Here is a 13,540-nt window from a genome sequence, read left to right as displayed (position 1 = left end):
TGCAGATTAGTTCTCCAAGAGCGTTTAGATATATAGACAGATTAAAAAGTGAAGGTGAATGTTTTGCAATGGAGTAAGTTGAAAACTACATTGGAAAGTTTTCTAAGTGATAAGCTAAAAGGAAGAATTCAAATACATGCAGCGGTTTATCGGAAATATCATGATAGTCCAAGTAGGGTATGGATTACTTTGGACAAACATGAAATATTAACAGCATCTGATGTTACATATGCAGTTAAACATGAGAAGCTATATCAACAGATTAAGGATGAAAAAGTACTAAAGGAAATCCCCTATAACCAAGATTGGAATGTAATGCTTAACTCCCTCGAACGAAGAGAATTATTAATAGCTTCAGATGCTGCTGAAGAGATTATGATAACGCAAAGCATTTTTCAAAGTTACCATCTTTATGCAGCACTAATCAATTACAATTCTCTAACTATTGAGCAAGCTATAAACTCAGAAAATATTATTATTCAGGCTTTTTCTATGTTAGATAGAAGGTTAGGTAAAAGAAGGTTAAAAAAATTAAATCTATCTCGGGATACTCATCCCATAATTACCAAGTTCTATTCTATTAGGTGTGGTGTGGAAGGGATAAAAATCTCGAAGTGAGTTTTTTGAAATGGTAGGATTCTGGAAGAGCGATGCTATAATATAAGCAACAGAAGAATAATGATAGGGAGAGAAAAATGTTTTTATACTACTTGATGCTTAGCCTAGGAGTGCTGTTTGTAATAGCAGCAGTTATTTCCTTTATTGTAATTTATCGTGGTAAGGATTATTCATTATTAAAAATAATAAAAAATGGTGGAGTTTTATTGATAGGTGTTTTAATGCTAGTGATTACTCTTCCAAGCGTGAAATATGTTGTACTAAAGGAATATGATGTTGTCACTGGAAAATGTGTTATTGAAATAGATACAGCTGGTCGCTCTTCATCAGCAGAATTTAACATGATCAACAAAGATGAATGGTTTTCCTTTAGGAATATTCCTGAACTAGATGCTTATGGAAAATCAATCCCTTACTATTGTGAAGTGACAGTTACAAAAGATCATATGGTTGAAATTAGTTACAAAATTTATGATGAAAAAACTAGAAAGTTAATAATATCAGGCAGTTAAATTTTAATCATTACTAACAAAGGGTCCTTATTTACTTAATAGAAAAACTAAAAATCTAGATGCTTTGTAAACATGGTAAAGGGAAGCGTTGCAGATTAGAATGGAATGATTATTAACCCCGAGAAAAAAGACAAAAACGCCAACATCCATTGGCGTCTTTATCAGTTATTATGCCTTATCTAATACAAGCTCCAACTGTACAGTAAGGTCATTCTCTGTGTCTAAGGCTACTGAATGTGGGTTTTCCATTCCGAAATCAGCGAATGTCACAACAGTAGTTCCTGATAACAGAAGCTGCCCGTTTTGGTACATTGCTTCTGATTCAAATTGCACATCCTTTTCGATGCCTTTAATAGTGATTGTTCCATCTATCGTTACGGGTACAACAGTTCCTTCTGTCCAACTTGTTGGTAATTCTGAAAAGGTGCTTGTCGCAAATGTTGCTTCTGGAAATTCGGTAACATTTAAATACTCAGCGCCTTCTTTGACATGATCATCTCTTTGGGAATTCCCTGAATCCAATGCATTCATATCGACAATTCCTTCACCAGACATTGCTGTTGGGTCATTTATATCCACTGTCCAATTGCCTGTTACCTCTTCATTGACAAAGTTAACTGTTTCTTGTGATGTTGTAACAGACCAATATACACTTGAAGCGTCAGCAATTTGCCAATCACCGTTTAAATCTTCTGCAGAAACAGGTGTTGCATCAGAATCTGCACTTGCTTCAGATGTACTAGATTCCTCATTTTGATCTAACACAGAGTTTATCTCCACATTATTTCCCATAAAGCTGTTAAGTAATGTGTAGCCTCCGATTCCTAGTATAAGAACAGCAACTGCTGCTATTGAAATAATATATTTTTTCTTCATTTATATTCTCCTTTTATTATAGATATTTAAATTTAGATGGACATATTAATTACTCCCAAAAGACTTCGCATTACATATTTAATCAATTAATGATCCTTTGTCCGTACTGGAAGTAAAAGTAACAGCAGCTCCTCCTTTTCTTTCTGTTCTGTGCTAAGACTATCTTATAAACCGAACCTTAAATGAATCTTAAATGGAAGAATCAATGAATTAATTTTAAATTTGACTTTGAAAAGTGTTATGATTATCCTCATGAAATATGGTTTTAGACTTTTATTAAACTAGGTAAGGGGAAGTATAATGAGAATCTTAATCGTCGAGGATGAAGTGGGTCTTGCTGAAGCATTAGCGCAAATTCTGAGTAAAAACAATTATTATGTGGACATGGTGCATGATGGAGAAACAGGGCTGGATTTTATCCTCACCGGCATTTATGATTTAATACTGCTTGATATTATGCTGCCTGAACTAGACGGAATAACAGTTTTGAGAACAATTCGAGATAGGGGAATCGCAACTCCTGTTGTAATGCTGTCTGCAAAAGGAGAAGTTCCAGATAAAGTTTCAGGACTTGATAATGGTGCAGATGATTACATCGCAAAACCGTTTGCTACTGATGAACTGCTGGCAAGAATAAGAGCGGCACTAAGACGCAATAATGAAGTAGTTCCAGAAGATTCCTTGAAATTTGGTGATCTGGAGTTAAATATGTCTACCCTTATGTTAATGTGTAAAAGCAAAGATTTGAAATTAATTTTAAAAGAGGGCAAGTTATTAGAGCTGCTTTTAATTAGAAAAAATACGGTCACATCGAAAGAGCAAATCATTGAAAAATTATGGGGGCTTGATTCAGATGTTGAACATAATAATGTGGAAGTATATATTTCTTTTTTACGAAAAAAACTAGCTTTTTTAAATTCAATCGTCCAAATAAAAACAATAAGAGGGGTCGGGTATATTTTGGAGGTGGCATCAGATGTTCACAAAATTACGTAATCGCTTCTTAATTGCCAACATGGCTACCATCATCATTATTATGCTAGCAGCATTTATCTCTATCTACATTATTACTTGTCAAAAAGTAAATAGTGATATAAACATTAATCTAGAAATGGTATCTGATTATTATCACAAAAAAAGCAAAATCAGCAAGGATGACAAATCACCACCTTCTCAAGGTGAACAAACTGGCTTTTCAAAGGATGAACTTTTACCATGCTTTGAGCTGAGGACAGATGACAAGTGGAATATACTATCTTCACAATCTAAATTAGACCTAGATAATGCATTCTATGAAAGAGTTATAGAGGAGATATCAACAAGTGACTCTTCTAAAGGACGCTTAAAGCTAAATGATACTAATTGGGCATATATGGTGGAAGAAAATCAGTCAGGCTATTATGTTTATGCGCTTGATGTTACGGCCGAGTTAAAAGTCGTCGATAATTTAATTTATACCTTTATTCTTGTAGGTATTATTATGCTAATTATCGTGTTTATAGTTAATAGGTTTTTGGCTAACCGTTATATCGCGCCAGTCAAGGAAGCGTTTAATAAGCAGAAGCAATTTATTTCTGATGCTTCTCATGAATTAAAAACACCGCTATCTGTCATTCATACCAATACAGATGTACTATTGAGCAACCAGGAAGATTTAATTGCGAATCAATTAAAATGGATTCATCACATTAAAACAGAAACAGAAAGAATGAAGTTGCTTACCAATGACCTGCTTTACCTGGCAGAAATGGATGACAAACGCTCTGACTTAGTTTTTGCTCCTTTCAATATAAGCAAAGTAGTCGAAAGTGTCATTCTGACAATGGAAGGTGTTATCTATGAAAAGGAAGTCAATCTTGAGTATCATATCGAACCTGAGTTAAACACTTTTGGTAATGTGGAGCAAATGAAGCAACTAGTGATGATTTTAATAGATAATGCTATTAAGTACACAAATCTTCAAGGCTTAATTACAGTAGATCTAAGAAAGCGTCATAATGAAATATTACTAGAGGTAACAAATACGGGAGAGGGGATTACATCAGAGCATTTAGAAAAAATATTCGACAGATTCTATCGTAATGACCCTTCCCGTTCGCGGAAAAATGGTGGAAACGGCCTTGGTTTAGCTATTGCTAAATCGATTGTAGAGAAACATAAAGGGAAGATAACAGTGAAAAGTACTCCAGGTGGTATTACTACTTTTACGGTGCGATTGAGTTAAAAAAGGAGGAGCAAAAATAATTGCTCCTCCTTTTCCATTTGAATTTCACCGAGTCAACAATCCCTTCTTCGACGATTGCTTCCACAGCAAAAATAGAAAATATGGTCCCCCAATTAAGGCAGTGACAATCCCTGCTGGAATTTCAATTGGAGGGATTATTCCTCTCCCGATACAATCAGCAAAAAGCAGCATTATTGCTCCAATTAATGTGGTTGTTGGAATAAGATAATGATGAACTGTGCCAACTAGCTTTCTGGCAATATGGGGACTGATTAGTCCGACAAAGCCAATCATTCCTGCTGCAGCAACACTTGCACCAGTCAATAAGACGGATAATCCCATTAAAATTGCAGTGGCCGTTTCTGTTTTGATACCTAGACCGATTGCCGATTCTTTTCCTAGGATGAAAATATCGAGAGTTTTTGCTAGAAAAAGAGTAACAGTTATTAAGATAACTGCCCATGGCAGGAGGTCAATTACCGATTTCCATGTACGTCCAAATAAGCTGCCGTTCAGCCAAAGCAAGGATGTCTGCAGGTTTGTATTCATCTTTAAAATAAAGAGCTCTACACATGAACCGCAAAATGCACTAACAGAAACACCGACTAACGCCAATCGGGCAGGTTCGGTACCGGTGCGTTGATAGGTTAGTAAATAAACAGCTGCCGCAGCAATAGTGCCGCCGATAAAAGCGGCGATACCTGTCAGGGAGGGAGACGCTGCCGGAAACAGCAGGGAAAACCCGATTGCTCCAATGCTTGCTCCGCCTGTTATACCTAATGTATCTGGTGCAGCCAATGGATTTCGTATTATTGATTGAGCTATTACACCAGCAACAGCTAAGCATCCGCCAACGAGTAAGGCTAAGACAATTCGGGGCAGTCTGTAAAAAACTATAATGTATGTTTCGTTGTATTCTCCTAATCCGATCAAGGAAGAGATGACTCGAAGTGGTGGAATGGGCACTGCTCCCAGACCAATATTAATAACAGCCAGGGTTAGGAGGACTACACACAACCCCATCATAATAAAAAGCGGATGTCGTTTATAGTTCACATAACTCAACTCTTCTCTTTCATTTTTTTAGTGCGTGACAGGTAGACAAAATAGACGGAACCTAATAAGGCGGTTAAAATTCCTACCGGTGTCTCAGCAGGGAACATGATAAACCGGGAAAGGATGTCTGCAACAACTAATAAACAGCCGCCATATAAAGCACTTAATGGAAGCACCCATTTATAATCTTGTCCGGCCAAGTAGCGGACAATATGGGGGATGATTAAGCCGACAAAGCCAATCGGTCCGACAATGGATACGGTTGCGCCGGCGAGCAGTATGACTAGTATGCTTACATAAAGCTTGATCGCCACAAGTCTTTGCCCTAAATTAATGGCGACTTCTTCTCCTAACAGCAATATGGACAAGGAGCGATGGGAGCAAAAGGCAAAAAAATAAACCAGCAAACTAAGCGGCAGCAGAAGATAGACATCGTCCCAAGTGGAACCTGCTGTCATACCAGCCAGCCAAATAAGAATTGTTTTGATAGATTCTTCATTAAATATTAAGATTGATTGAGTTGCAGACGAAAAAAACGCTTGAATAGCAATGCCAACGAGTGAAATGCTAACAGCGATATTTCCTCCTCGAAATACCACACTCATGATAAAAATAAGCAATGCGGCGACAGTAGCACCGATAAATCCTGTAATGATGAGCCAATAGCCGGTAATCGCCGGAAAGAATACTAAGCAAGATACTACCGTTAAAGAGGCCCCAGCATTAATGCCAAGTACACTCGGTGAAGCAAGAGGATTGCGCATTAACGCTTGAATCAATGCCCCAGCAACAGCTAGATTTGCTCCAGTAATCATAGTAATAAGTAATCTTGGCATTCTAACATCCTGGAGAATGATTGCAGACTCTGATTCTGAGTTTGAAAACAAATCGGTTATTATTTGGGTGGATGAAAAGGAAAATGCAACAATCTTTAAAGAAAAAAAGCTGGATATTAGCAGAATTACTAGTCCTGCTGCAAACACGAATGATAGATTAAACCGGGAAGCTATGGAATTTCACCTCCAAAAAAAGAGAACGACTATAAAGTCATTCTGCATTTTCTGTTTTCATATTTTGTAAGATTTCTGTAAGTTTCTCTTTATTATCCTCAATAGCTAACAATGTTCTCCGGCGGGACCAGTCATTATGACCAACCTCGTAAACTTGCTTGCTGCTGACAGCAGTCAGCTTATTCTCCTCTTTTAATGTTTCCAAAACAGAAGGAGCATCTTCCGTAATGGTCACAATTAATGTATCCGGATTGATTTTAAGAAGCTGTTCAATCGTTAGCTCTTGAGTTGTTGCAGTATCATCTTGCAGTGCATAATTAACACCTAGCGTTGTTAAGAAACCAGGTGTAAAAGCAGAGGAAGTCGATACACTAAATACATTTCCTTCACTGTATCCTGCTTGTAATACTGTCTTATCCGTTACTTCCATCTTTGATTTTAGTTCCTCACTTAATTGATTATGCTGTGTAATCAGTTTTTCTGCTTCAGACTCTTTATTTAATGCTTCACCTAGCTTTGTTGTAGTTTCTACTACCGTTTCATAATTTGCGGCATCGTCTTTTAAAGCAACGGTTGGCGCAATTTTTTGTAGTTCCTCGTAAATGCTCTCATGACGGTCAACATCAGCAATAATCAGATCAGGATTAAGACTTCTAATTACTTCTAAATTTGGCTGGGCACGTGTGCCGACTGATGTGTATCCATCGATTAATTTCATTGTATCTTCAGCAATTCTTTCTGGCTTATCATCATCTGCAACACCGATTGGTATCACGCCAAGAGCAGCAGCCGTTTCTGTTAAGCCAAGCTCTAATGTAACAACTCGCTCCGCTTTATCAGGAACCTCTGCTGTTCCAAGCTCATGTGTAACAGAGTGTGTAGCTACATTTTCGCTATTTGTATTTTCTTGACCTGCTGAACATCCAGCTAGGAATAAAGAAAACAGTGCAGCAACTAGGACAGGTTTTGTTTTAAAAGATGTTATGTACATTTTTCCCCTCTTTTTTCTATATTTTAGTTATATTGAGAATGATAATCATTGTAGATTGGTTTGTCAATTTAATATTTTAATATTCTTTTAATTAAAACTACTAGTCTAATTAAAATGAACCATAAAGAGGGGAGTTATAGGTATAAAAATTATTAACTAGATAATTTTATTCGAATATTAAGATTAGATTTGTAAATTATATTGGAAAATTTCATTGTTCAATATTATAATAGTTGTAAGTATAAGTTTGGTTTTAATGGTATTTGGTACATACAAGTAGGGGTTTTAAGTAAGCGCTTAAATAATTTTAAAGGAGATACTAAATGAAGCGAAACGATGAAAGTAACTCATTGGCTGAATCAATTGTTGCTCAATATCAATTTAATGATGCAGATAATATAGGAAGAGACAGTTCCATATATGAAAATCATGCAACTGCTGAAGGGAAGATTAAACCAGTGGCAGAAACTGTTGGCGGGAGAAGTGCTGTTACGTTATCAGGCGGAGCGAGCGGGACATCCTATTTAAAGCTTCCAGCTGGGTTGCTTGAAGGAGTTACCGATCAGACTGGATTGACCGTCAGCACTTGGCTTTCCTTAGGGAAAGGGTCCAATGTTTGGGAAAGAATCTTTGATTTCGGAAAAGGGGAAACTGGACCGTACCTATTTTTAACGAGAAATTTACGGGGCAATTGTTTTGCTGGTTCGGATTTAATTGCTGATGCTAATAGAACATACTCTTCTGGAGAATGGCTACATGTGGCGATGACAGTCAGAGGCACAGAAGGTGGAACGTTAAGCAGTGCAGGTCCAGTTATTTATGTGAATGGTGAAATTGTTGCAGACGGAACAATCAGCCAGACTTCGAGCGGTACATATGCAAAGCTGCGCGAATGGTTTGAGACTTTTACTGATCAAGATAACTACAGCAATAATTTTATTGGAAAATCGCAATTTGAGGCAGATGCTGACTTTTGCGGCTCGTTGTCCGATTTCCGTGTATATAAGACTTGTTTAACACAAGATGAAGTAATTGAAGTGATGTGTGAAACACTTTCTGATACGGAGATTGTCGAGCTTGCCAGAGATAAATATTTATCATTTCCAATTACGGTCGTTTCAAAGGATGTTACACTTCCTGAAAGTCTTATGGGAGCGAAGGTGGCAGTCACATGGAAATCAAGTAATCCAAGCTTACTGTCAGATGAAGGGAAATTAGGCGAAATTAGCGAGCCGGAAGGAGTTACTTTGACAGCTGTGTTGCGTAAAGGAACGGAAACAGCGGAAAAGGAATTCTCATTGTCTGTCCTGCCTGAAGGAGTTCCATCTCATTTATTAACAATCGACGGAAATCAAGAAATCTTAGATATAAGCAAGACATTATATGGCTTGTTTTATGAAGATATTAATAACGCCGCAGACGGGGGAATATATGCCGAACTTGTCCAAAATCGTTCCTTTGAATCTTTTTTATTCGATACATATTCGCATACATCCGGTGTGTGCGGCTGTTCAACAGGAAGAAATCATCAGCCGCTTCATGCCTGGTATGGCGATATCGAGTCTGTTACCATCCACAATACAGGCGGGTTAAATGAACTTTTCGACATAATGGATAAAGGCGTTAATACACATTATCTTACTGTTCCAAATGGCAGCACACTTATCAATAAAGGCTTCACTGATTCTAATCATCATTGTGCTATGTCTATTAAAGAAGGAGATAAATACAATTTTACTATTTGGGCAAAAGCAGAAAATCAAGGAAGCATTCATCTGCAGCTTCAGGATAAAGATGGTGCAGCAATCAGCGACACAGTAACGATTCATGTTGACAACAACAACACATGGAAAAAATACGGGGTAGATGAAAGTGTTGTTCTTACAGGTTCGCAGTCCATGCTTGGACAGCTGGCCTTAACATTTAGCGGTGACATTTCAATTGATATGGTATCCTTAATGCCACAGGATGTTTGGGGAGCTAGTGAGGAAGGAAGATCAGCAACTGCACATGAAAATTATCAAGGAAATCCGAACTATCGACTGCGGAAAGACTTAGTGAATGCATTAGCAGATCTGCATCCAACCTTCCTTCGTTTTCCAGGCGGCTGTATTTCAGAGGGCTCTTATATATGGGAGAATGTGTATGAATGGAAAGACTCTGTCGGTCCTATCGAACTGCGTAAGGAAAACTTTAATGTTTGGGGCTATATGATGACCATGGGTCTAGGCTATATGGAGTACTTCCAATTGGCTGAGGACTTGCACGCAATTCCGTTACCGGTTATGGCTTGCGGTGTGCTTTGTCAAGCGCGTTCTGATTATGTCCATCCTGCAGGCGGGGATTTAAGAGATTACTTTGTTAAGAGCTTTACAGATTTAATTGATTTTGCGATCAATACAGATTTTGAAAGTAATGAATGGGCAGCATTGCGTAAACAAATGGGCCATGAAGCACCATTTGAACTTCCTTATTTAGGGGTTGGCAATGAAAACTGGGGTACAGAGTTTTTTGCGAACTTTGAATATTTTAAAGCAGCAATTGATGCGTATATGGTGAAGCATTACCCAGACCATAACCTGCAAATAATCTCAACAGTTGGTGCGCAAGCGGATGATGATGCCTATCAGGAAGGCTGGAAATTCTTAAGCGGTAACTTAACAGAAGCAGCAAACGTCAGCTTTACAGACGGCAAAACAGTTACCGAAGAAACAGTAACATGGTATGAAACACAGCCTAATTATATGGATACAATCGCAGATGAGCATTACTATCGTTCCAATGATTATCTGTTGAATAACGCAGATAGATACAATTATTACTATAGAGCTTATCAAGCTGATGGCAGCATAAATGAGGCAGAAATTTCAAAAGTGTTTGTCGGCGAGTTTGCGTCTACTGACAAGAATACATTAGCAGGTGCAGTTGCTGAAGCAGCCATTATGACTGGGTTTGAAAGAAATTCAGATGTTGTCCGTCTGGCTGCCTATGCACCACTGTTCAACAAAGTACTTACAGATGGAACTTACCGTTGGACACCAGATTTGATTTGGTTTGATGACGAAACAGTCTGGTATACGCCAAATTATTATGTACAACAGCTGTTCGGAAAATATCTTGGTACGAAATTGCTTGGAACATCCTTTTCTTCTTACCAAAATGGGAGCTTGACTGAGCTTACAGCAAGAGGCGGCATTGAAATAGCTTCCGGAAATGCAGAGGTTGAAGTGAAGTCTGTTAAGGTGATTGGAAACAAAAGCGGAGAAGTATTGTTCCAACAAGATTTCAGAGAAGAATTGCATGCTGCATGGCAGATGATTCCAGGTGCAGCAGGGTATACGCTTGATAAAGAAAGAGGCCTAGTATTAAAGCCGCAAAACAGTGGTCTAAACGGCTTGTATATCCAAAATGCAGCATGGACGAATTATAAAGTAGAAGTTGTAGCATCGAAGGTCTCTGGCAATGATGGTATATTTGTAGGTGTCGGATTAACCGATATTTCGCCAGAGAAAAAGGATGTACTGGAGTATGCGATCGGCTATAATGGCAACGCAACAGGAGTGAAGGTTTATAAGCAAGGCGTTGAAGGTTATAGACTAGGCGATTACTCATCCAGCACCGCAGCAGGAAATCTCCGCTCCAGCAGCTATGAAGAGCTTGCTGTTAATACGCCTTATTTAATTACGGTTAATTACGGCGGAGAAACAGGCAATCGACTCATCTGTTCATACACAGACGGAACCTTCAAAAGCAAAGTGCTAGATTATAAACTCGAAGCTTATAATCGGGATATCTACCACTCTGTCACAAAAGATGATAACCATGTATATGTGAAGCTCGTAAATGCAGATCCATTTGAAAAAACAACGAAGCTAGAACTAAAAGACATAGTTGTCAATCAGACCGGCAAGATGATAACAGTTACGGGAGATGCTTCGCTAATTTCTACTCCGAATGTAAACAAGAAAAATGCAGAGCTGATTGTACCAGCAGAAACAGAAATAAGCCTTGAGGGTAATGGTATAGTGGTTACTTTAGCTGCAAATTCGGTGAATGTGCTTGTGTTAAAGCGATAATGATCATTTAAATGAATGCATCTGATTAAAATCAGGTGCATTTTTTTAAATAGTGGCGTAGTCTATTTCACTATATCATTTCATCTGGTATCATTTGGTTAAAAATAGGGAGTGGTGGTACAGTGCAAAACATAAATATCCCTGAGCGCATGAAGCATTATAATGTACCAGGTTTAAGTGTTTCTGTTATTAAAGATTGTCAGATTTCCCAAATTGATAATTATGGTGTTCTTGAAGCAGGTACGAGTAAAATAGTGAACAATCATTCCCTTTTCAGTGCTTGTTCCATCAGCAAGTTTTTAACAGCTGTCTTGGTAATGGTGCTATCAGAACAAGGGATTCTTGATTTAGATGAGGATGTAAATAACAGGCTGACATCATGGAAAATCCCCAACAATTATTTAACTAAAAAAAAGGGTGTAACATTACGGAATTTGTTATGTCATCAATCTGGGATACAAGATCCTAAAGATAGTTTTATAGAACGAAAAGACACGGTTCTTCCCACTATGGAAGAAATATTAACTGGTGAAACGCCATATTGCCAGTCTCCGATTGAAGTGCAGTATGAACCAGAAAGTGACTTTCAATATACGGATGCTGGATATTGTATTATCCAGCTGCTCATAGAGGATGTAACTGGAAAACAAATAGAAGAAATTATAGAGGAGTTCATCTTTCAGCCATTAAAAATGGCGAACAGCCGTTATCCAAGCCGTATAAGTGACATATCCCATAATTATTGCTGTGGCCATGACAAGGATGGAAATGTCATGCAAGAAAAGTATCCATTATATCCATATCCCGCAGCGGCAGGACTTTGGACAACTGCAGCTGACTTGTCACTATTAGTAATAGAAGTTATGAATGCGCTAGGTAATCAAAGTAAAATCGGCATTTCTCCAACTGCAGCAAGAGAACTAATTACCACACAAGGCTGCAGAAGCTGGACAGGACTTGGCGTGTTTCTCGAAGGCGGAGAGATTTCATCACTAGGTTGGGGAAGTGGATTTCAATGCATGATGGTAGCGTACCCTAAGTTAAAAAGAGGGTTAATTATCATGACTAATGGTAATACAGGTGTTCACCAATTTAAAGGAATTATCGGAGAAATATATGATTCTTATATTAGAACAAAAAAGACATCTTACAAAGAGTAAGATGTCTTTTTTGTTTTTAATTTGACCAATATAATTATCATTTTGACAAATATACTTGTCAAAACAAAATGCATAATTTACAATAAATGTATGAGGTGAGAAAATTATGAAAAGTCGTTTAAAGGAGCTGCGGGCACGGGACGGTTTAAATCAAACTCAACTCGCCAAGCTTGCCAAGATAAGCAGGCAAACAGTCAGTTTAATTGAACGGGAGGAGTTTATTCCTTCGCTATTAATTGCAGTGCGGCTTGCCCGGATATTTAATGAGCCTGTCGAAAATGTATTTTTTATAGAGGAGGATGAATGATGAGAACATCGATTAAAATCATTGTTAGTGCAATTCTCGGGTTTTTTAGCTCGATTCTGATCTTGAAAGGCTTTGAAATAAATTTTGATCCATATGTAGATGAGTTTGTAATTGCAATATTTATTATTATTGTGATTGTAATGGGGGTAAGCTTTGGATTATACAAGCAGATTATTAGTTTAAATAATAAAGATGTCGATGGAGAGGAAGAAGATGCAGTAGACATCCAAATTTATAAAAAGCTTTCAGATTATGCGTTATTGACTTTTTCTAATTTCATTTTTTCTTTGCTAGCGTTATGTATTACGCTCATTACCAATAAAGAAATTGTAATTATTATACTCTCCTTAATTACCGTTTTAATTTGCTGCATTTTAATGTCAATTATGATGAATCTGTATAGATTGGTGCCACCACATCGCCCAATCATTCCAAGGTCTTCGCATAAAGATTATGGAAATGCTCTATTAAACGTCGCTGATGATGGAGAAAAACATGTGATGTTAATAGGTTTTTATAAATCATATCATCTTTTTTGCACAGCTTTACTAATAGCAATTATGTTCGCCACATTCTATTCCATCTCATCAGGTAATTCACAAATTTTCTCCATAATAGCTATGAGCATTGTTCTAGTGCTGGCAAATGGCAAATATTATTTATCCATTCGCAACAAATAGGTAACTTTTTGCAGTTGATACTCGTATTAA

The 13,540-nt window shown here is 37.6% G+C and carries 12 protein-coding genes; 8 read left to right on the top strand and 4 right to left on the bottom strand.

The window, feature by feature from the left end; translation table 11 throughout:
* Positions 1–63 precede the first annotated feature (63 nt).
* Entirely contained in the window at positions 64–618 is a 555-nt protein-coding gene (locus M3600_RS21550) for an SF0329 family protein (RefSeq protein WP_251647540.1), read from the top strand.
* A 77-nt stretch (positions 619–695) separates the two neighbouring features.
* The gene (locus M3600_RS21545) at positions 696–1,130 is read left to right on the top strand and encodes a hypothetical protein (protein WP_251647539.1); all 435 of its coding nucleotides are present in this window, start codon (positions 696–698) and stop codon (positions 1,128–1,130) included.
* A 168-nt stretch (positions 1,131–1,298) separates the two neighbouring features.
* Here the strand turns inward: M3600_RS21545 and M3600_RS21540 are convergent, their stop codons facing one another.
* Positions 1,299–2,006, bottom strand: a complete 708-nt coding sequence (locus tag M3600_RS21540; RefSeq protein WP_251647537.1) for a YceI family protein — start codon at positions 2,004–2,006, stop codon at positions 1,299–1,301.
* Between the two features lie 300 nt (positions 2,007–2,306).
* Here M3600_RS21540 and M3600_RS21535 point away from each other — a divergent pair, with 300 nt between their 5' ends.
* Positions 2,307–3,002, top strand: a complete 696-nt coding sequence (locus tag M3600_RS21535) for a response regulator transcription factor (protein WP_233315088.1) — start codon at positions 2,307–2,309, stop codon at positions 3,000–3,002.
* Positions 2,983–4,230: a sensor histidine kinase gene (locus tag M3600_RS21530; protein ID WP_237942893.1), complete on the top strand. Its 1,248-nt coding sequence runs from the start codon at positions 2,983–2,985 to the stop codon at positions 4,228–4,230. The genes M3600_RS21535 and M3600_RS21530 overlap by 20 nt, the downstream gene beginning before the upstream one ends.
* Positions 4,231–4,275: 45 nt before the next feature.
* Here M3600_RS21530 and M3600_RS21525 read toward each other — a convergent pair whose 3' ends face one another.
* The 3 genes from M3600_RS21525 to M3600_RS21515 form a co-directional block, all read right to left on the bottom strand.
* Positions 4,276–5,286: a FecCD family ABC transporter permease gene (locus tag M3600_RS21525; RefSeq protein ID WP_251647535.1), complete on the bottom strand. Its 1,011-nt coding sequence runs from the start codon at positions 5,284–5,286 to the stop codon at positions 4,276–4,278.
* A gap of 5 nt (positions 5,287–5,291) precedes the next feature.
* Positions 5,292–6,269: a FecCD family ABC transporter permease gene (locus tag M3600_RS21520; RefSeq protein WP_251647533.1), complete on the bottom strand. Its 978-nt coding sequence runs from the start codon at positions 6,267–6,269 to the stop codon at positions 5,292–5,294.
* A gap of 64 nt (positions 6,270–6,333) precedes the next feature.
* Positions 6,334–7,287 carry an ABC transporter substrate-binding protein gene (locus tag M3600_RS21515; RefSeq protein WP_251647531.1) on the bottom strand — a complete coding sequence of 318 codons (954 nt, stop codon included), beginning with the start codon at positions 7,285–7,287 and terminating at the stop codon, positions 6,334–6,336.
* A gap of 323 nt (positions 7,288–7,610) precedes the next feature.
* Here M3600_RS21515 and M3600_RS21510 point away from each other — a divergent pair, with 323 nt between their 5' ends.
* The 4 genes from M3600_RS21510 to M3600_RS21495 all read left to right on the top strand — a co-directional run bounded on the left by M3600_RS21510 (position 7,611) and on the right by M3600_RS21495 (position 13,510).
* Entirely contained in the window at positions 7,611–11,363 is a 3,753-nt protein-coding gene (locus M3600_RS21510) for an alpha-L-arabinofuranosidase C-terminal domain-containing protein (RefSeq protein ID WP_251647529.1), read from the top strand.
* Positions 11,364–11,512: 149 nt separating this feature from the next.
* The gene (locus M3600_RS21505) at positions 11,513–12,523 is read left to right on the top strand and encodes a serine hydrolase domain-containing protein (RefSeq protein WP_251647580.1); all 1,011 of its coding nucleotides are present in this window, start codon (positions 11,513–11,515) and stop codon (positions 12,521–12,523) included.
* Between the two features lie 106 nt (positions 12,524–12,629).
* Positions 12,630–12,830, top strand: a complete 201-nt coding sequence (locus M3600_RS21500) for a helix-turn-helix transcriptional regulator (RefSeq protein ID WP_233315094.1) — start codon at positions 12,630–12,632, stop codon at positions 12,828–12,830.
* On the top strand, positions 12,827–13,510 hold the full coding sequence (locus M3600_RS21495; protein WP_251647527.1) for a DUF3169 family protein: 684 nt from the start codon (positions 12,827–12,829) through the stop codon (positions 13,508–13,510). Before M3600_RS21500 ends, M3600_RS21495 begins: the two co-directional genes overlap by 4 nt.
* The last annotated feature ends 30 nt before the right edge of the window (positions 13,511–13,540 follow it).

The sequence above is a fragment of the Niallia sp. MER 6 genome, from assembly GCF_023714395.1.
GTDB lineage: Bacteria > Bacillota > Bacilli > Bacillales > Cytobacillaceae > Niallia.
The sequence above is the reverse complement of the archived record's forward strand: the minus strand, read 5'-3'. Positions and strand labels throughout refer to the sequence as shown.